The following is a 19,315-nucleotide window of genomic DNA, read 5'->3' as shown; positions in this document are numbered from 1 at the left end:
CATTTTTTGGGATCATGGCCGGCCTAGACTGTCTCCCAGCCTTCCTTCTCGCCGGCGCGGAAGATGGCATCGATGACCTTCTGGTTGAGCACCGATTCTTCCAGGGTGAAAACGCGGTCCTTGCCGCCCTGTGCCGCCCGCGCGAAGGCCTCGACTTCCAGCCGGTATTGCTGCGTGCCGGGAAAGCGGAATACCTGCGCCTCGCTGTGGTTCTGGTTGTGCAGCTCGACGCGGTGATGGTCATAGAGCCCGGCGTTGAACGGTGAGAACACCTCGATGAATCCCTTCTCGCCGTGGAACACCATCACCTGGCGTGCCGCCATCTGCGTCGACAGGTAGAATGACAGCTCGAAATCGCCGAAATCGGCGCGGATCGAGGAATAGATGTCGGTGCCGAACGTCTTGTCGCGCTCGATCGTCGCCTGGACGCGCAGCGGCTCCTTGCCCGTCGAAAAGCGTGTCGACACCGTCGGGTAGACACCGATGTCGGGCAGCGCGCCGCCGCCGAGATCGAGCTTGTTGCGCATGTTGTTGGGGTCGACATTGTAATAGGAGAACGCGCCCTGGACATGGCGCAGCCGGCCGATGGCGCCGTTGGCGATCAGCTCGCGCACCTTGATCCATTGCGGATGGTAGACGACCATGAAGGCTTCGCAGACCAGCACCTTCTTGGCATCGCGCAGCTTGATCAGCGGCGGAATGTCCTTGGCATCGAGCGCCAGCGGCTTTTCGACCAGAACATGCTTGCCGGCCTCGATCGCCTTGGCCGTCCATTCGACATGCTGCGAGGTCGGCAGCGGAATGTAGACGCCGTCGATGTCGCTGGAGGCGAGCAGCTCCTCATAGGAGCCGAAAGCGTGGCGCGCGCCGAAGCGTTCGCCCAGTGCCCGGGCTTTCGACAGATCGCGGCTGGCGATCGCCGACAGCACGCCGTTCTCCGCCTCGACGATTGCCGGCAAAAGCTGCTCGCGGCCGATCTTGGCCGTCGACAAAACACCCCATCGGAACATCAGATTTCTCCTCTCGATTGCAGGCCTGGAGGTTTGCCCTAATTCAAGAGAAAAGCCAATTGGACACTTGGACTGGTCCTTCGAACCGGGCTTTCGTCATCCTCGGGCTTGACGATGCGAGACGTGTCTCTGCCAATCGCGAAGTCAAGCTATCCCCGCTTGCCGGTCAGCGTCATGTCGAAGTCGACGACGTTGGAATAGATCGGCGTGCCGACATCCATGCCGTAGCGCGACCGCAGCACCTTGCCGGTGACATGGAATTTTATCGTGCCCGCCCTGAGGCCGCGGAGCTCGGCCGTGAATTTTTCCTGAAAGGTCTTGCCGCGCGCCGTCAGCCGGCCGGTGACAAGGGCTGACGTGGCGCCGGTGCGTTTGACGCTGGTCGAACGGAACTGGATCTCCGGATTGTTGGCCGCGTCGAAAACCGCGTCCGAGCGGAGAAATGCGTCGATGCGGCTTTGGTCGGTACCGACGCTTTCGGGGAAGATGGTGAAATTGACCTGGGACCGGCCGATATCGCTGTTGTCGATGAGGATACTGCCCTTGAAGCGGGCAAAGGCACCGTCGAGCCCGCCGCCGCCGAGCTTGGCGATGGAGAAGTGGATGCTGGAACTCCCCGGGCTGATGGTGTAGCTGCCGGCCGCGTCGCCAAGGGCGACGGCGGCGAAAACAGGCATGGCAAAACAAGCGACGGCTGCCGCAAATCCGAAGATGCGCGCGTACATGGGACTGGTCCTCTTGGGAGGCAACGCTTTCTTGCGTCCTCGCCCCATGAACGAATGAGCCGCCCGCTCTATTCCGTGTCGCGATGTGACGAAGCCGTGATCATGCGCGTCAGCACGGTATCCCTCAGCCAGAAATGATGACGCAGCGCCGCGGCCAGATGCAAAGCGACAAGCCCGATGCCGGCATAGGCGAGATACCAGTGCGTCGCCGCCCAGAAGCTTTCTGCCATGTCCGATTCACCAAGCGGCAGATTGGGCATGACGAACAGATTGAACGGCACGCTCGGGATCTCCAGCACCGAGACCGAGACCAGCGCCCAGCCGGACAGCGGCAGAGCGAGCTGAAACGCATAAAGCGCAAGATGGACAAGCGGCGCGATGCGGCGCTCGAACGGGCCGACCGAGCGCGGCAGCGATGGGGCCGGTCTGGCAAGGCGCCAGGCGATGCGCAGGATGACCAGCCCAAGCAGCAGGAAGCCGAAGGATTTATGCAGCTGGATCAGCTCGAAGGCGGTGCGCTGGCTGGACAGTCTCACCATGACGAAGCCGAGCACGAACTGGCCGATAAAGAGCGCCGCGATCAGCCAGTGAAGGATGAGCGCCGTCCAGCCGTAGCCGGTGGCCTGGTTTTGGGCAGTGCTGACATGGTCGGTGAACGAATGCCAGGTCGGCTTTCTTCCACCTCTCTCTTGTGGGGAGGGTTGGCTTACTCGCCGACCTTGAAGAAATCAACAAAGGCCCTGAGCGCCGGCCGCATCTGGCGGCGGCTTGGGTAATAGACGAAGAAGCCGTCGAAAGGCGGGCACCAGTCCTCCAGCACGCGAACAAGCTTGCCAGCGGCGAGCGCGTCGCGGACATAGTCCTCGAACACGAAGGCGAGCCCGGCGCCGTCGACTGCGGCGTTGGCAATCAAATGGTCCTCGTCGAGGATCAGCGGCCCTTGGACCGGGATTTCGATCTCCTCGCCGTTCTTCTCGAATTCCCAGCGATAGAGAATGCCGCTGGAGAAGCGGAAGCGGATGCAGCGGTGACCGGCAAGATCGCGCGGATGCTGCGGCTTGGGCATGGTCTCGAAATAGGATGGCGCGCCGACGACTGCGCCGCGAAGGTCCGGCCCGATGCGCACGGCGATCATGTCGCGCTGCAGGCTCTCGCCCAGCCGCACGCCGGCATCGAAGCCGCCCTCGACCACATCGGTGAAGCGGTCCTCGATGACGATCTCCAGCACGATGTCGGGATAGGCAGCGGCAAAGGCGCCGAGTCTTGGCGTCAGCGTCAGGTGGGCCGCGGTGCGCGGCACGGTCAGCCTGAGATTGCCGGCCGGCCGGTCGCGCGCCTCGATCGCCGATTCCAGCGCCAGATCGATCTCCGATAGCGCCGGCCTGAGGCGCTCGAGCAGCTGCGCGCCCTCCTCGGTCGGAGCGACGCTGCGCGTGCTGCGCGCCAGAAGGCGCACGCCGAGGCGCGCTTCGAGGCTGGAAACCGCGTGGCTGACCGCCGATGGCGCGATTGCCAGTTCCTTGGCCGCGCCGCGAAAACTGCCGCATTGGGCGACCGTTGCCAGTACAGCGAGCTGTGAAAGATGGGTTCGCTTCATTGATCTATTTTTTGGAACAGCCTGTGCAAATGAGAGCCGATTATCGAACGCAGCGCAAGACGCTATCTCTGCGGCATCACAACCATCACAACAAGGAGATACGTGATGCAAACCCGCAAGCTCGGCAATGAACTTGACGTCTACCCGGTCGGCCTCGGCTGCATGGGGATGAGCTTTGCCTATGGTGGCCAGCCGGAGGCGGACGCGATCGCCACGCTGCGCCACGCTGTCGACATCGGCGTCAATTTCTTCGACACGGCCGAAGTCTATGGCCCCTACGAGAACGAAATCCTGGTTGGCAAGGCGCTGAAGCCGGTGCGTGACAAGGTGACGATTGCGACGAAATTCGGCTTCAAAATCCTGGAAGAAGGCAGCGGCATGGAGCGCATGGCCGGCGTCGACAGCCGCCCGGAACACGTCAAGGCGGTTGCCGAAGCGTCGTTGAAGCGGCTGGATACGGAGGTCATCGACCTCTATTACCAGCACCGCGTCGATCCCAACGTGCCGATCGAGGATACGGTCGGCGCCATGGCCGAGCTGGTGCGCGAGGGCAAGGTGCGGGCGCTCGGCCTGTCGGAGGCGAGTGCGGCGACCATCCGCCGGGCGCATGCGGTGCATCCGATCGCCGCGGTGCAGAGCGAATATTCGCTGTGGAGCCGCGATCCGGAGGAGGAGGTGTTTGCCGTCTGTCGCGAGCTCGGCATCGGCTTTGTCCCCTATAGCCCGCTCGGCCGCGGCCTGCTCACCGGCACGATCGCCAAGCCCGATGTTCTCGGCGCCGACGACTGGCGCCGCGGGTTGCCGCGCTTCCAGGCCGACGCCATGGCGGCCAATGCGGCGGTCGTCGCCGTGCTGGAAAAGATGGCCGCCGAGAAGGGCGTGACGCCGGCGCAGCTGGCGCTCGCCTGGGTGCTGCATCAGGGCGACTTCATTGTGCCGATCCCGGGTGCGCGAAAAATCCGCCATCTGGAGCAGAATACGGCGGCAGCGGATATCGTGCTGAGCCAGGCCGAGGTGGCATCCATTGGCGATGCGCTGTCGCCGGAGAAGGTGGTCGGTAAGCGCTATACCGAGGAGCTGCTGGCGCTGGTCAACGGTTGAACGGCGATCGACGGCGTAATCGAAACGGGGCGTTTCGGCGTCCCGTTTTCGGTCGCACCGCAATGCAAATAATTGCGAGATATTGGCGCGAGGCACCCCCCTCTGTCCTGCCGNCGTCCCGTTTTCGGTCGCACCGCAATGCAAATAATTGCGAGATATTGGCGCGAGGCACCCCCCTCTGTCCTGCCGGACATCTCCCCCTCAAGGGGGGAGATTGGACGTCACCTCGGCTTTCGCCAATCACGGACGTTGCAGGAGCGAGCGGATCGCCGAAGCTGCCGATCTCCCCCCTTGAGGGGGAGATGTCCGGCAGGACAGAGGGGGGTGCTGTCCCGCCGACATTTCCTACCAAGGCACGACACTGATCTCCGGCCAGTTCTCCCTCGCACGCGCGCCCTTCATCTCGTGCGTCTGCTGATTATCCAGTGCACGGTTCGGGGTAACGCGAAACGAGAAGATGTCGTCGAGCCCGAACGGCGCCACGAGCGCGAGTTGCCCATCGGTGCCGAATCTAACGCCGACCGGATGGTTTTCGAAGCGAAATAGGACAGCGCCTCGGCGGACGACGACAGTCTGGGATAGGAACCGCCAAAGCGCGCCTCAAACCACAGATGCACCCGCGCCTGGTTGCGCACTTCGACCGACAGCGTCAGTCCTTCGAACTGCTTCGCCGCCCGGCGGATGACCGTGTCCTCGGCCTCGTAAGACAGATCGCTCTCATCGAAATAGAACAGATCGACATCACGAATGCCATATCCCGAAGGCTTCGCCGTCAGATGGTTCCAGACACTGTTGTAAAGCGCGCCGGAAACGACAAGCCAGTCCGGCAGGCCTAGCGCGCGCACTCGCGACAGTGTCTCGTCAATCAGCGGATCGGCTGAGACGATGTCGAGAAACGCCGTGCGCTGAGTTTCGAAGGAGAGCCCGGAATAGCGCAGATGGTCCATCGCCCTTTGGAGAGCGATTCGCCATGTGTCCGCAAGCTCAGCCGCGCAGCACACCGCCGGTCTGCTTGCCGACATTCTCGACGATGCGCTTGGCCAATGCCTCGAAATCCTCGTCGGTCAGCGTCTTTTCGACCGGCTGGATCGACACCTCGATGGCGATCGATTTCTTCGCCGCGCCGAGTGCTGCACCCTCGAAAACATCGAACACCGAGACGCCGGAAATCAGCTTCCTGTCGGCGGCAAGGGCGGCGCGAACGAGTGTGCCGGCTTCGACCGCCTTGTCGACGACGAAGGCGAAATCGCGCTTGACCGCCTGGAAGGCGGACAGATCGAGCCTCGGCTTTGTCCGCGTCGGCTTGGCCTTCGGCTCGGGCACGGCATCGATGAACACCTCAAACCCGCAAAGCGGACCGGAGACGTCAAGCCCCTCCAGCGTCTTCGGGTGGAACTCGCCGAACGTGCCAAGGATTACCTTCGGCCCGAGCTTGATCGTGCCGGAGCGGCCGGGGTGATACCAGGCCGGGCTGCCGGCCTCGATCTGCAGCCGCTCGACCGGCGCGCCGCAGGCTTCGAGTGCTGCGATCGCATCGGCTTTGGCGTCGAAGACGCCGACGGCGCCGGCGTTGCCGGCCCAATGACGGCCGGAGCCCTCGAGCTTGGCGGTGCCGCGCCGAACGCCGGCGGCAACACGCCGCTGCTGGTCGGCGCCGTCGCCCTCGTAAGTGCCCGACACTTCGAACAGCGCGACATCGCCGATGCCCTTGTCGGCGTTGCGCTGCGCGGCTGCGATCAGGCCCGGCAGCAGCGACGGCCGCATGTCCGACATATCGGCGGCGATCGGGTTGACAAGCTTCAACGCCTGCTGGCCGCCGCCGAACAATTCGGCGTGTTTTGCCGGAATGAACGACCAGGTGACGGCCTCCATCATGCCGCGCACGGCAAGTGCCCGCTTGGCGGCGCGGGTGCGGATCTGCAGCACAGTCAGGATCTTGGCGTTGACCGCGTCATGGGAACCGAGCGGCTGCGGCGCGATATTGTCGACGCCGTGGATGCGCATGACCTCCTCGACCAGGTCGGCCTTGCCGTCGACATCCGGCCGCCAGGACGGGACCGCCACATTGACGACATCGCCGGTACCCTCCGGCTTGAAGCCGAGGCGGGCAAGAATGTCGAGGCTTGTCGAGCGCGGCACTTCGATGCCGGTCAGCCGCTTCACTTCCGACAAAGGGAACGAGACGATCTTCGGCCGATGGTCGGCATAGCCGACGGCTTCGGTTTGCGCCGGCGTGCCACCGCAGAAATCGAGCACCAGCCTCGTTGCCAGTTCCACGCCGGGAACCATCATTTCCGGGTCGACGCCGCGCTCGAAGCGGTAGCGTGCATCGGTGATGATGCCGAGCGTGCGGCCGGTGCGGGCCGTGGCGATCGGGTCCCAAAGTGCGGACTCGATCAGCACGTCGGTGGTGTTCTCGTCGCAGCCGGAATGCTCGCCACCCATGATACCGGCGATCGACTCGATACCATCCTGGTCGGCGATGACGCACATCTCCGGCGTCAGCGTGTATTGGCGGCCGTCGAGCGCCAGCACCTTTTCGCCGTCGCGTGCCCGGCGCACGGTGAGGTTGCCGGTGACCTTCGCAGCGTCGAACACATGCAGCGGCCGGCCGCGGTCAAAGGTGACGTAATTGGTGATATCGACCAGCGCGCTGATCGGCCTCAAGCCGATGGCGAGAAGCCTTTGCTGCAACCATTTCGGCGACGGTCCGTTCTTGACGCCGCGCACCAGGCGCAGCGCAAAGCCGGGACAGAGCTCCGGCGCTTCGATCGTCACCTTGACCGGCGTCTCGCCCTTGCCGGGGATCGGCTCTATCGGCGCGCTCTTCAGCGTGCCGAGCCCGCTTGCCGCCAAATCGCGGGCGATGCCATGGACGCTGGTGGCATCCGGCCGGTTCGGCGTCAGATTGATCTCGATCAGCGGATCATCGAGATGGGCATAGGCGGCGAAACTGGTGCCGACCGGCGCATCGGCCGGCAGGTCGATGATGCCGTCATGCTCCTCGGACAGTTCGAGCTCGCGCTCGGAGCACATCATGCCGTGGCTTTCGACGCCGCGGATCTTGCCGACGGTCAGCGTCACGTCGATGCCGGGAATATAGGTGCCGGGTGCTGCAAAGGCGCCGATCAGGCCCGCGCGGGCGTTCGGCGCGCCGCAGACAACCTGCACCGGCGCCCTGCCGTCGCCGGTGTCGACGGTCAGCACGCGCAGCCGGTCGGCGTCGGGATGCTGGACTGCCGTCAGCACCTTGGCGATGACGAAAGGTTTCAAGCTCGCCCGGTCGTCGACATGCTCGACCTCGAGGCCGATCGAGGTGAGACGTTCGACGATTTCCGCCAGCGAGGCATCGGTCTCGAGATGATCCTTGAGCCAGGAGAGGGTAAGTTTCATGACTGTGTTCCGTCTGGTCTGGGCACGCTGGGCTTGAAGCTATGCGGCCGCGCGTCGGACATGTGCAGGAAGGCTAGCTGCCCGCGGATTTGCTGCGGCCCGGTTGTCACGCGCTTAGCCCGCCAAACAGCGTCGGCATGTCGAGCGGCCTAAAACCGTAATGCGACAGCCAGCGCACATCGGCGTCGAAGAAGGCGCGCAGGTCGGGCATGCCGTATTTCAGCATGGCGATGCGGTCGATGCCCATGCCCCAGGCGAAGCCCTGGTATTCGTCGGGATCGAGGCCGCCGTAGCGGAGCACGTTGGGGTGGACCATGCCGCAGCCTAGGATCTCCAGCCAGTCTGAGCCTTCACCGAAGCGCACCTCGCCAGGCCGCGAACGGTCGCACTGGATATCGACCTCGAGGCTGGGCTCGGTGAACGGGAAGAAGGACGGCCGGAAGCGCATCTTGACGCTCGGCACCTCGAAGAAGGCCTTACAGAACTCCTCCAGTACCCACTTCATGTTGGCGACGTTGGCCGATTTGTCGATCACCAGCCCCTCGACCTGATGGAACATCGGCGAGTGGGTGGCATCGGAATCCTGCCGGTAGGTCTTGCCAGGAATGACAATGCGGATTGGCGGCTTCTGCATCTCCATGGTGCGGATCTGCACCGGCGAGGTGTGGGTGCGCAAAAGCTTGCGTTCGCCCTGCTCGTCCGGCTGGAAGAAGAAGGTGTCGTGCATCTCGCGCGCCGGGTGGCCTTCCGGGAAGTTCAGCGAGGTGAAATTGTAGTAGTCGGTCTCGATGTCGGGACCTTCGGCGATGGCAAAGCCGAGATCGCCGAAGATCGCCGCGATCTCGTCGATAACCTGGCTGATCGGATGGATGCGGCCGCGCTCGGCCGGCGATTGTCGCACCGGCAAGGTGACGTCGACCTTCTCGGCGGCAAGCCGTGCCGTGATCGCCACATCTTTCAGCTCGGCGCGGCGCGCCGAAAGTGCCTCGGTGACGCGGTTCTTGAGGCCGTTGATTGCCGGGCCTTTGACCTGGCGCTCCTCGGCGCTCATCGAGCCGAGTGTCTTCAGTATCTCAGAGACCGAACCCTTCTTGCCGAGGGCAGAGACACGCACCGCCTCGATTGCCTGCTCGTCGGCGGCAGAGGCGATCTCGGCCATCAGGGAATTTTCGAGAGTTTCCATGTCACTCATGTTCCAGACCCGATTGGAAGCAAAGAAAAACCCGCGCCAGCCCTGCCAGCGCGGGTTTCCCAAATCAAGTGTCGAATAGCTTGGGAAGCGCTGGTCTTAAGCGACAGCGCTTTCAAAAGCATTCGGCGTGGTGTTCTTGAGGTATTCGAGCGCGACCTTGGCCTTGGCCACGAGTGCGGCAAAAGCCTGCGGCTCGTGGATGGCCATATCTGACAGGATCTTGCGGTCGATCTCGATGCCGGCCTTGTTGAGACCGTCGATGAAGCGGCCATAGGTCAAGCCATGCTCATGCGTCGCCGCATTGATGCGCTGGATCCACAGCGCGCGGAACGAACGCTTGCGATTCTTGCGGTCGCGATAGGCGTACTGCAGCGACTTTTCCACCGCCTGCTTGGCGATGCGAATGGTGTTCTTGCGGCGGCCGTAAAAACCCTTGGCGGCTTTCAGGACCTTCTTGTGCTTGGCGTGCGAGGTGACGCCTCTCTTTACGCGTGCCATGTCATGATCTCCTTAAAAGCAATTCCAGGAAAAGTGCCTAGCGGTTTTCCGTTCGGAATTGCGTAAAACAAATGCGTGTCCAGACCGAATGCCCTTATTTTGGCGCATGATGTTTTCCAAAAAGTCTGCAACTTTTTGGCATCATGCCCTAGAGGCCGTTCGGCAGAAAATTCTTGATGACCTTCTTGCCATCCGGTTCAGCCAGAACCATCGTGCCGCGGGCATTTCGAATGAACTTGTTGGAACGCTTGATCATGCCGTGACGCTTGCCGGCCGCAGCCGACAGAACTTTACCCGTACCTGTGATCTTGAACCGCTTCTTGGCGGCCGATTTGGTCTTCATCTTGGGCATTTTGCTACTCCGTTTATATGCGCACCAATGCGCTTTTTGTTCGCTTCAGGCCGACCAAAGCCCGAAAAGCAAATGAAACCGCCACGGCATGCCCTGCCGGGCGGTTTTTTTGGAACGCAGTCATATACGTCAAAGCGAGGGCGCGCGCAACACCCAGCGCTCAGCAACCTTGTAGTGCTCAGGGGAAACGGAACAGCACCGGTAATATGCCCGACTGCTGGGCGCCGTCGATCAGTTCGAAAGCCGGCAAGGCAAGGAGGAACACCAGCCCGTCCAGTAACGTGGTTCGCAGCAGGCGCGGCTTGAAGCTGCCGGTGTCGCCTTCCTGATACAGTGACAGTTTCGGGAAGAAGCGCGGCACTTTCGCCAGATAGGCCTGGTATGGCGCGCCGAGAACCTCCTTGAGGAATTTCTCCTCGCGCAGGATAACGATGTAAAAGGCACCCGCGCAGAGCGCTCCAAAGCCGATCGTGGCCGCGATGGAGCCGATCTGTGCGCCGACACCAGCGGCAGCTAAAGTGGAGAAAAGGTAGAGTGGGTTGCGCGTGATCGAATAGGGTCCGCCGGTCACCACTTCGGAGGATTTGCGTCCGCCGATGTAAAGCGTCGACCACAAGCGCCCGACGATGCCGAGAAAGATCAGCACGACGCCGACCATTTCGATCGTTTCATGCACTGGCGTATCGGGCGGGAAAACCGACTGGCCGAACAGCAGCGCCGCGAACATCACCATGATGAGAACGGCAAGTACCATCCTGCGCATATGCTGGTAGCTGCCAAGCCCGTGCTTAACTTGCGCGTATCTGACTTCATTGACCATGTCGGGAATCCGATCGTCGAGGGAACCAGAGCGTCGTTGCTCTCGCCGGCGATCGCAGCGTCTGGCCAAGAAAACAGGCGCCCCGCCGATCGCCGGGACGCCTTGCAACATGATTCAGGCGGATTTAATGCATGTCGCCCAAAAGTGCGCAGCGGTTTTGGGACAACGACATGCACAAAACAGAACCAAAGCGCAACGCGCTTTAGCGGGGCGCCAGCACCATCATCATCTGGCGGCCTTCGAGCTTCGGTTCGGCTTCGACCTTGGCGATGGGCGCCACTTCCTCGCGAACCTTGTTCAGAAGCTGCATGCCGAGTTCCATGTGCGCCATCTCGCGACCGCGGAAGCGCAATGTCAGCTTGACCTTGTCGCCTTCCTCGAAAAAGCGCCGGACGGCCTTCATCTTGGTCTCATAGTCGTGGCTGTCGATGTTCGGGCGCATCTTGATCTCCTTGATCTCGATGACCTTCTGGTTCTTGCGCGCCTCGGCCGCCTTCTTCTGGTTGGCGTATTTCAGCTTCCCGAGATCGAGGATCTTTACGACGGGCGGCACTGCATTGGGCGATATCTCGACCAGATCGAGCCCAGCCTCTTCGGCGAGCAGCAATGCGTCGTTGATGGAGACATCGCCCCGGTTCTGGCCTTCGGCGTCGATTAGCTGGACCCGGGGAACCCGGATATCACGGTTGGAGCGCGGGCCTTCCTTGGTGGGCGCCGCTGCTTTGAAAGGTCTGCGAATGGTCGTGGTCTCCTTGAGCCGTTTCGTTAAGGGGTTCTTCAGTTCAGAATTGCGAACGCGCAATGTGGTGAGCGCGCGGTCGGAGTCAATAGCACAGCATTCTCAGGAAATCACCTGCTCGATGAATGCTCCTCTGCACCAAGCGAAGAAAGTAACAGAGCACTTTTCGTTGAACCCCCGCTTGTGCCAAAAGACCGGCGCGAGGGAATACACCATGAGCACCACCACCCCGATCTTCCTAGACGTCGACGGGACGAGCATCGCCGTCAGGCATGCGGCAGGTGCCGAGCCCGGCATCGTCTGGCTTGGCGGCTACAAATCCGACATGCTGGGCACCAAGGCCGAAACCCTGTCGGAATGGACGCGCAAAGAAGGCCGGGCCTTCCTGCGCCACGATTATTCCGGCCATGGCGAATCGGGTGGCGCCTTTGCCGACGGCACCATCTCGAAATGGCTGGGCGAGAGCCTGGCGGTTTTCCGCCGCTTCACCCAGGGCAGGCAAATCCTGGTTGGTTCGTCGATGGGCGCGTGGATCGCGCTGCGCATGGTGCAGGAATTGCGTAAGGCGGGCGAGAACAGCGTCGCCGGCCTTGTGCTGCTGGCCCCGGCGCCCGATTTCACGTTCGAACTGGTGGAGCCGGTGCTGACCGGAGCGCAGAAGCGCGACCTCAGGAAAAAGGGTTTCTTCGAAGAGCCGTCGGACTATTCCGTCGAACCGTACATCTACACCCGCGCACTGATCGAGGACGGCCGCAGCAACCGGGTGATGACCGGGCCGATCGACACGCACTGCCCGGTCCACATCTTGCAAGGCCTGGCCGATCCCGACGTGCCGTCGAGCCATGCGCTGAAGCTGGTCGGCCAGTTGCCGGCCGACGACGTCACGCTGTCGCTCATTCCGGACGGCGACCACCGCCTGTCGCGACCTCAGGATCTCGACATGCTGGTGCGGGCGGTGGACGCGATGGTGCGGCAGGCGGGATAGAAACATGCGCATTTCCATTCCGGTGTCCGCCTTTGTGGCGGCGATCGTCGGCTTCGGCGGTACGCTGGCCATCGTCATTGCCGCCGCCAAGGCGGTCGGCGCAACGCAGGTCGAGACCGCAAGCTGGGTGACGGCACTCTGCCTGGCGATGGCCATCGAGAGCCTGTGGCTGTCCTGGCGCACGAAAATGCCGGTCATCACCGCATGGTCGACGCCGGGCGTCGCGCTGATCGCCGCATCGACCGGCTTTTCGATGGGCGAGGCGGTTGGCGCCTTCATCGTCACCGGGGTCCTGCTGGTCGCCACCGGCCTGTTCGGGCCATTGACCAAGCTGATCGCCAGAATACCGGCTTCGGTCGCGTCCGGAATGCTGGCCGGCATCGTCGTAACCTTCGCCGTCAATGCGGTGAAGACCGTGCCCGTCGACCCCTGGCTGATCCTGCCGCTGGTTGCGGTCTTCTTCGTCATCCGCCTGTTCAACCCGGCGCTGTCGGTGCTGTTGGTGCTGATCGGCGGCGGTCTCGCGGCCTTTCTTACCGACCGGGTCGGCGGTCTGCCGGCACCGGAACTCTCGAGCTTGACGCTGGTAATGCCGCAGTTCACCGCCGCTTCGATCATCGGCCTGGCATTGCCGCTCTATCTGGTCACCATGGCCTCGCAGAACCTATCCGGCCTCGCCGTGCTGAGGGCAGCCGGCTATCATCCCGAACCCGGGCCGCTGATCGGCGTCACCGGCCTGTTTTCGCTGCTGACGGCGCCGTTCGGCGCCTCAACAACCAATCTTGCGGCGATCTCGGCGGCGATCTGCACCGGACCCGACGTGCATCCCGATCCGGCCGAGCGCTGGAAGACCGGCCCGTTCTACGCGCTGGCCTATCTTGTCTTTGCCCTGTTCGGCGCCTCGCTGGTGGCGATCTTCGCCGTATTGCCGCAGAGCCTGATCGCGCTGGTCGCCGGCCTGGCGCTGATGGCACCGCTCGCCAATGCGCTGTCGATCGCCTTGAAAGACGAGGACGAGCGGATGGCCGCTACCGTCACCTTCGCCGTCACCGCATCGGGGCTGACGCTGTTCGGCGTCGGTGCGGCGTTCTGGGGCCTGATCGCCGGATTGGTCGTGCTTTTCCTTGAAATGCTCAAAAAGCGATAATCTTTCAGCCGCTTGTCCGGTTTTGGCGGTTGCTGTCTTGAATCGCCGTTTTCTCCATCCCATTTCGATTCCACGCAGCCGGATTTGGCTGTCTCCAACTGAAGGATTGGGAGAAATGAACACATCTGCATTGATCCGTCCGGCCTGGACGCCGGCGACCATCGCGCTGATGGTGATCGGGTTCATGGTGTTCTGGCCGCTCGGCTTCGCCATGCTCGCCTACATCATCTGGGGCGACCGGCTCGACGGCTTCAAGCGTGACGTCAACCGCGCCACCGACGGCATCTTCGCCGGCTGCCGCCGCGGTTCCGACAAGGCCGCGCGCTGGGGCCATGGCTCCGCCCGCACCGGCAACATCGCTTTCGACGACTGGCGCGAAAAGGAACTCGAGCGGCTTGCCGAGGAACGCCGCAAGCTCGACGAGATGCTGAGCGAGTTCGACGAATATGCCCGCGAATTGCGCCGCGCCAAGGACCAGGAAGAGTTCGATCGTTTCATGGCCAACCGCAACAAGTCGACGTCTCCCACGACCGGGTCGACGACGAACAAAACCACCGGCAAGTCCACGCCAGGCCTGCTCGACGAGTAAGGGTCCCGTGCCCAGATGGATAATCCAACGGCGCCGCGTCAGCGGCGCCGTTTCTTTTTTGTTCTAGTCGTTTCCCTCGAATCACGTATCGTCCCGGAATGTCCTTCGGCTTCTTTCGCACCCCGACGAAACCCAAGCCCACGCCCGTCGTGGAGCGCGAGCATTGCGTTGCCGGCCGCACGCTGCCGCTCAAGATCGTCGAGAACGACAGGGCGCGGCGCCTGACGCTGCGCATCGATTCCGGCGGCCGCGGCCTGCGCATCACCGTGCCGCCGGGGCTGCGGCGCGGCGAGGTGGAAAGATTCCTCGACCGTCATCAGGACTGGCTGGAGCAAAGGCTGGCCAAGGTGCCCAACCGGCCGCAGGTGCGGCCCGGCATCAAGATACCGGTGCGCGGTGTGCCGCATCGCATCGTCCATGAACCGTCGAAACGCGGTACAGTCACGCTGTCGCGCGACGAGCGCGGTCCGCTGATGATCGTGCATGGTGAGCGCCTGCATCTGCCGCGCCGCATCGCCGATTTCCTCAAGCGCGAAGCCAAGCGCGAGATCGAGGCGCTGGTGACCAAGCACAGTGCTGCGGTCGGCAAGCGCGCCAAGGCGATCCGCTTCAAGGATACGTCGAGCCGCTGGGGGTCCTGCACGTCGGACGGCAATCTGTCGTTTTCCTGGCGCATCATGATGGCGCCGCGGCCGGTGATAAACTACCTCGTGGCGCACGAGGTGGCGCATCTCAAGGAGATGAACCACGGCCCGAAATTCTGGAAATTATGCGAGCAGCTGTGCCCGGACACCGAGCGCTGCAAGGATTGGCTCAAGCGCAATGGCGGCGCGCTGCAGGCGATCACGTTCGAGTAGTTGTCCGATCAATCGTCATTCGCCGCGTTCAACTCCTCCGGCCGCAACCCCTCATCGACATGGCGCGGCCAAGGCAGAAAATCCTTCTCGAAGCCATCGTTGCTGAAATAAGCCAGCGCCCGATGCGCCTCCGCGCCGTTGAAGGCTGCCTTGTCCATCAAATGAGCGATGACCTCATGGGCCTGCGCCAGCTTTTGCCTGAGTTCCGCGACGGTCTTTTCCGGCATGGTCTTTGTTCTCCCGCCTTTGTGCCTGAGCAAGGTGGCGCGTTGCGCTCTTATATTAGCAAGGTGGCGCGTTCCGCTCTTACATTAGCAAGGTAGCGCGTTCCGCGCCGGCGGCAAACAGGATGCTTTTTCTCGACTCTTTGGTCGTTTCGTGCCAATCCCGCGCCATGGCGCTGGACATCAAGATATGCGGATTGAAGACTGACAAGGCACTGGCCGCGGCATTGGCCGGCGGCGCCAGCCATGTCGGCTTCAATTTCTTTGCCAAAAGCCCGCGCTATGTCGAGCCGGTGGAAGCCGGCCGCCTGCGCGAAGCGGCGCGCGGCAAGACCAAGGCGGTTGCGGTGACGGTCGACGCCAGCGACGCGTTCCTGGACGAGATCGTCGAAAAAATGCAGCCCGACATGCTGCAGCTTCACGGCGCCGAAACGCCCGACCGGGTGGCTGAGGTGAAGGCGCGCTACGGCTTGCCGGTGATGAAGGCACTGCCGGTCAGCGAGGCTGCCGATCTCGAGCGGGTTAAACCCTTCGTCGGCATTGCCGACCGTTTCCTGTTCGATGCCAAGCCGCCTAAGGGTTCGGAACTGCCGGGCGGCAACGGTCTTGCCTTCGACTGGCGCATTCTGGCCGGCCTTGACGCCGGCGTCGATTACATGCTTTCCGGTGGGCTCAATGCCGGCAATATCGGCGACGCCCTTCGGCTGGCGAACCCGCCCGGAATAGATCTTTCCTCGGGCGTGGAAAGCGCGCCGGGGGTCAAGGAACCGGCGCTAATCGAACAATTTTTCCGGGCCGTCGGGGCAGCACGCGACAACCGCGCCGCCTGACCACGCTTCAAACCACAGACCAGGAGATCGGCGATGGATAAGCCGGCGATACCGAATTCCTTCCGCACCGGCCCCGACGAGCAGGGCATGTTCGGCATTTTTGGCGGTCGTTTCGTTGCCGAAACGCTGATGCCGCTGATCCTTGAGCTGGAGCGGCACTGGAACGAGGTCAAGAACGATCCGGACTTCAAGGCCGAACTGACCGATCTCTCGACGCATTACGCCGGGCGGCCGTCGAAGCTCTATTTCGCCGAAGGCTTGACCAGGCATCTTCGCGAGGTTTCCGCAGCGAAGGGCCTCGGGGGCGGCGCAAAGGTCTATTTCAAGCGCGAGGATCTGAACCACACCGGCTCGCACAAGATCAACAACTGCCTCGGCCAGATCCTGCTCGCCAAGCGCATGGGCAAGACGAGGATCATCGCCGAGACCGGAGCCGGCCAGCATGGCGTCGCTTCCGCTACAGTGGCGGCGCGCTTTGGGCTTCCCTGTATCGTCTATATGGGCGCGACCGATGTCGCCCGGCAAAGCCCCAACGTCTTTCGCATGAAGCTTCTGGGCGCGGAAGTGCGGCCGGTGACCGCCGGCCACGGCACGCTGAAGGACGCCATGAACGAGGCGTTGCGCGACTGGGTGACCAATGTCGAGGACACCTATTACCTGATCGGCACCGCCGCCGGCCCCCACCCCTATCCAGAGCTGGTGCGCGACTTCCAATCGGTGATCGGCACCGAGGCGCGCGCCCAGATCCTCGAGCAGGAAGGCCGGCTGCCGGACACCATCATCGCTTGTGTCGGCGGCGGTTCCAACGCCATCGGCCTGTTCCATCCCTTCCTCGACGACAAAGAGGTTCGCATCATCGGCGTCGAAGCCGGCGGCCGCGGCCTCGATGGCATCGAGCATTGCGCTTCGATGAGTGCCGGCGCGCCCGGCGTGCTGCATGGCAACCGTACCTACCTCCTGCAGAACGCCGACGGCCAGATCATGGACGGCCACTCGATCTCGGCCGGGCTCGACTATCCCGGCGTCGGGCCGGAGCACTCGTGGCTGCGCGATTCCGGCCGCGTCGACTATGTGCCGATCCTCGACGACGAGGCGCTCGAGGCGTTTCAGCTGACGACGCGCGTCGAGGGCATCATTCCGGCGCTGGAATCCGCCCACGCTATCGCGCAGGCGGTGAAGATCGTGCCTGATATGGACAAGGACCAGATCGTCATCGTCAATCTGTCCGGCCGCGGCGACAAGGACGTGCATACGGTGGCCAATATGCTGGGCATGGAGATCTGATCATGACCACCCGTATCGACCGCCGCATGGCGAAGCTGAAGGCCGAAGGCCGACCGGCACTCGTCACCTATTTCATGGGCGGCGACCCCGACTACGACACGTCGCTGTCGATCATGAAGGCGCTGCCTGGCGCCGGCAGCGACATCATCGAGCTCGGCATGCCGTTTTCTGATCCAATGGCCGACGGCCCGGCGATCCAGGCGGCCGGCCTGCGGGCGNTCGAGCTCGGCATGCCGTTTTCTGATCCAATGGCCGACGGCCCGGCGATCCAGGCGGCCGGCCTGCGGGCGCTGAAGGGCGGCCAGACACTGGTCAAGACGCTGAAGATGGCCTCGGAATTCCGCGCCGGCGACAATGAAACGCCGATTGTCTTGATGGGCTACTACAATCCGATCTACATCTACGGCGTCAAGCGCTTCCTGAGCGACGCGCTGGCCAGCGGCATAGACGGGCTGATCGTCGTCGACCTGCCACCGGAGATGGACGAGGAGCTTTGCATCCCGGCACTCAAGGCCGGCATCAACTTCATCCGGCTGGCGACCCCGACCACCGACGACAAGCGCCTGCGCAAGGTGCTGCAGAACACGTCGGGCTTCGTCTACTATGTCTCGATGACCGGCATTACCGGCTCGGCGCTGGCCGACACCGGCAAGGTGGCGGCAGCGGTCAAGCGCATCAAGAGCCATACCGACCTGCCCGTCTGCGTCGGCTTCGGCGTCAAGACCGCCGAGCAGGCGCGCACCATCGGTGCCTCGGCCGACGGCGTCGTCGTCGGCACGGCGATCGTCAATGCGGTCGCCAACGTGCTCGGGCCGAAGGGCGAAAAGACCGCCGATCCGGCAGAAGCTGTCGCCACGCTGGTCAGCGGGCTGTCGCAAGGGGTTCGCGCGGCTCGCCTTGCTGCCGCCGAATAGTCTTGATCATCTGGTTGACCATGATCTTTGCCGAAAACCGGTTTCCACTTTTCGGGATCATGGTCTAACTCTTCGTAAGGACAGGAGCCGAAGCGATGAACTGGATCACCAATTACGTCCGCCCGAAGATCAATTCGATGCTCGGCCGCCGCACCGACATGCCGGAAAACCTGTGGATCAAGGATCCCGAGACCGGCGAAATGGTGTTCCACAAGGATCTGGAGCAGAACCAGTTCGTCATCCCGTCCTCCGGCCACCATATGAAGATATCGGCCAAGGAACGGCTGAAGTTCTTCCTCGACGACGGCAAATACGAAACGCTGGAAAACCCCAAGGTGGTGCAGGATCCACTCAAGTTCCGCGACGAGAAGCGCTATGTAGACCGGCTGAAGGATGCCAAGGCCAAGACCGGCATGGAAGACGCCATCATCAATGCGCTGGGTACCGTCGAAGGCCTGCCGGTGGTGGTGACGGTGCAGGATTTTGCCTTCATGGGCGGCTCGCTCGGCATGGCGGCCGGTGACGCCATCGTGCATGGCTTTGAGGTCGCCCTGCAGCGCAAGCGGCCGCTGATCCTGTTTGCGGCCTCCGGCGGCGCCCGTATGCAGGAAGGCATCCTGTCGCTGATGCAGTTGCCGCGGACCACGGTCGGCGTCGACAGACTGAAGGAGGCCGGCCTTCCCTACATCGTCGTCCTGACCAACCCGACGACCGGCGGCGTCACCGCCTCCTACGCCATGCTGGGTGACGTGCACATTGCGGAGCCCGGCGCCCTGATCGGCTTTGCCGGCCCGCGCGTCATCGAGCAGACCATCAGGGAAAAGCTGCCCGACGGCTTCCAGCGCGCCGAATATCTGATGGAACACGGCATGGTCGACATGGTGGTGTCACGGCTGGAGATGCGCCAGACGATTGCGCGGCTGCTGAGAATGCTGCTCAAGCTGCCGGAAGAGCAAAAATCGCAGGAGCCGGAAATCCTGCCGCCGTCGGTGATCCCGGTCGAGGCCAGGCCGCAAGCCTGACACGACATCATGCGGCGCGGGCGGCTGTTGTGTGCC

General features: G+C 63.0%; 19 protein-coding genes and 2 pseudogenes. 9 read left to right on the top strand and 12 right to left on the bottom strand.

Annotation, left to right across the window (positions count from 1 at the left end; all coding sequences use genetic code 11):
- Positions 1–23: 23 nt before the first annotated feature.
- The 4 genes and pseudogenes from X760_RS50235 to X760_RS50220 form a co-directional block, all read right to left on the bottom strand.
- Positions 24–1,010 (bottom strand): Gfo/Idh/MocA family oxidoreductase, encoded by a 987-nt coding sequence (locus tag X760_RS50235; RefSeq protein WP_023718306.1) that lies wholly within the window; start codon positions 1,008–1,010, stop codon positions 24–26.
- A 149-nt stretch (positions 1,011–1,159) separates the two neighbouring features.
- A complete protein-coding gene (locus tag X760_RS50230; RefSeq protein WP_023718305.1) occupies positions 1,160–1,735 on the bottom strand; it encodes a YceI family protein in 576 nt (191 codons plus the stop codon).
- A gap of 68 nt (positions 1,736–1,803) precedes the next feature.
- Positions 1,804–2,358: pseudogene (locus X760_RS50225) on the bottom strand (cytochrome b); the annotation flags it as partial.
- Positions 2,359–2,441: 83 nt separating this feature from the next.
- Positions 2,442–3,332, bottom strand: a complete 891-nt coding sequence (locus tag X760_RS50220) for a LysR family transcriptional regulator (protein WP_023718303.1) — start codon at positions 3,330–3,332, stop codon at positions 2,442–2,444.
- Positions 3,333–3,437: 105 nt separating this feature from the next.
- Here X760_RS50220 and X760_RS50215 point away from each other — a divergent pair, with 105 nt between their 5' ends.
- The gene (locus tag X760_RS50215) at positions 3,438–4,433 is read left to right on the top strand and encodes an aldo/keto reductase (protein ID WP_023718302.1); all 996 of its coding nucleotides are present in this window, start codon (positions 3,438–3,440) and stop codon (positions 4,431–4,433) included.
- A gap of 345 nt (positions 4,434–4,778) precedes the next feature.
- Here the strand turns inward: X760_RS50215 and X760_RS50210 are convergent.
- From X760_RS50210 to infC, 7 genes and pseudogenes are all read right to left on the bottom strand, one after another.
- Positions 4,779–5,380: pseudogene (locus X760_RS50210) on the bottom strand (nucleotidyltransferase family protein).
- A 37-nt stretch (positions 5,381–5,417) separates the two neighbouring features.
- Positions 5,418–7,826 carry a phenylalanine--tRNA ligase subunit beta gene (gene pheT, locus X760_RS50205; protein ID WP_023718301.1) on the bottom strand — a complete coding sequence of 803 codons (2,409 nt, stop codon included), beginning with the start codon at positions 7,824–7,826 and terminating at the stop codon, positions 5,418–5,420.
- Positions 7,827–7,932: 106 nt separating this feature from the next.
- A complete protein-coding gene (gene pheS / locus X760_RS50200; RefSeq protein WP_023718300.1) occupies positions 7,933–9,018 on the bottom strand; it encodes a phenylalanine--tRNA ligase subunit alpha in 1,086 nt (361 codons plus the stop codon).
- 96 nt (positions 9,019–9,114) lie between these two features.
- Entirely contained in the window at positions 9,115–9,516 is a 402-nt protein-coding gene (rplT, locus tag X760_RS50195) for a 50S ribosomal protein L20 (protein ID WP_006201247.1), read from the bottom strand.
- Between the two features lie 148 nt (positions 9,517–9,664).
- The gene (gene rpmI, locus X760_RS50190) at positions 9,665–9,868 is read right to left on the bottom strand and encodes a 50S ribosomal protein L35 (protein WP_006201248.1); all 204 of its coding nucleotides are present in this window, start codon (positions 9,866–9,868) and stop codon (positions 9,665–9,667) included.
- A gap of 178 nt (positions 9,869–10,046) precedes the next feature.
- Complete coding sequence (locus X760_RS50185) at positions 10,047–10,688, bottom strand: isoprenylcysteine carboxylmethyltransferase family protein (RefSeq protein WP_023718299.1); 642 nt, start codon at positions 10,686–10,688, stop codon at positions 10,047–10,049.
- 202 nt (positions 10,689–10,890) lie between these two features.
- Positions 10,891–11,427 (bottom strand): translation initiation factor IF-3, encoded by a 537-nt coding sequence (gene infC, locus X760_RS50180; protein WP_023677573.1) that lies wholly within the window; start codon positions 11,425–11,427, stop codon positions 10,891–10,893.
- A gap of 214 nt (positions 11,428–11,641) precedes the next feature.
- On the opposite strand from infC, the gene X760_RS50175 reads away from it, so the two are divergent.
- From X760_RS50175 to X760_RS50160, 4 genes are all read left to right on the top strand, one after another.
- A complete protein-coding gene (locus X760_RS50175; RefSeq protein ID WP_023718298.1) occupies positions 11,642–12,412 on the top strand; it encodes an alpha/beta hydrolase in 771 nt (256 codons plus the stop codon).
- A 4-nt stretch (positions 12,413–12,416) separates the two neighbouring features.
- Positions 12,417–13,559, top strand: a complete 1,143-nt coding sequence (locus X760_RS50170; RefSeq protein WP_023718297.1) for a benzoate/H(+) symporter BenE family transporter — start codon at positions 12,417–12,419, stop codon at positions 13,557–13,559.
- A gap of 115 nt (positions 13,560–13,674) precedes the next feature.
- Positions 13,675–14,148 (top strand): DUF2852 domain-containing protein, encoded by a 474-nt coding sequence (locus X760_RS50165; protein WP_023718296.1) that lies wholly within the window; start codon positions 13,675–13,677, stop codon positions 14,146–14,148.
- Between the two features lie 98 nt (positions 14,149–14,246).
- Complete coding sequence (locus X760_RS50160; RefSeq protein ID WP_023718295.1) at positions 14,247–15,005, top strand: M48 family metallopeptidase; 759 nt, start codon at positions 14,247–14,249, stop codon at positions 15,003–15,005.
- 8 nt (positions 15,006–15,013) lie between these two features.
- Here the strand turns inward: X760_RS50160 and X760_RS50155 are convergent, their stop codons facing one another.
- Entirely contained in the window at positions 15,014–15,232 is a 219-nt protein-coding gene (locus X760_RS50155) for a hypothetical protein (RefSeq protein WP_023718294.1), read from the bottom strand.
- 167 nt (positions 15,233–15,399) lie between these two features.
- Here X760_RS50155 and X760_RS50150 point away from each other — a divergent pair, with 167 nt between their 5' ends.
- The 4 genes from X760_RS50150 (at position 15,400) to accD (ending at position 19,279) form a co-directional block, all read left to right on the top strand.
- On the top strand, positions 15,400–16,059 hold the full coding sequence (locus X760_RS50150; protein WP_023718293.1) for a phosphoribosylanthranilate isomerase: 660 nt from the start codon (positions 15,400–15,402) through the stop codon (positions 16,057–16,059).
- 33 nt (positions 16,060–16,092) lie between these two features.
- Positions 16,093–17,343 carry a tryptophan synthase subunit beta gene (gene trpB, locus X760_RS50145; RefSeq protein WP_023718292.1) on the top strand — a complete coding sequence of 417 codons (1,251 nt, stop codon included), beginning with the start codon at positions 16,093–16,095 and terminating at the stop codon, positions 17,341–17,343.
- A 2-nt stretch (positions 17,344–17,345) separates the two neighbouring features.
- The gene (trpA, locus tag X760_RS50140; RefSeq protein WP_023718291.1) at positions 17,346–18,257 is read left to right on the top strand and encodes a tryptophan synthase subunit alpha; all 912 of its coding nucleotides are present in this window, start codon (positions 17,346–17,348) and stop codon (positions 18,255–18,257) included.
- A gap of 95 nt (positions 18,258–18,352) precedes the next feature.
- Entirely contained in the window at positions 18,353–19,279 is a 927-nt protein-coding gene (accD, locus tag X760_RS50135) for an acetyl-CoA carboxylase, carboxyltransferase subunit beta (protein WP_023718290.1), read from the top strand.
- Positions 19,280–19,315: the final 36 nt, after the last annotated feature.

This window comes from Mesorhizobium sp. LSHC420B00, from assembly GCF_000503055.1.
Classification (GTDB): Bacteria; Pseudomonadota; Alphaproteobacteria; order Rhizobiales; family Rhizobiaceae; genus Mesorhizobium.
Note: the sequence above shows the minus strand (reverse complement) of the source record. Positions and strands in the feature narration are given on the sequence as shown.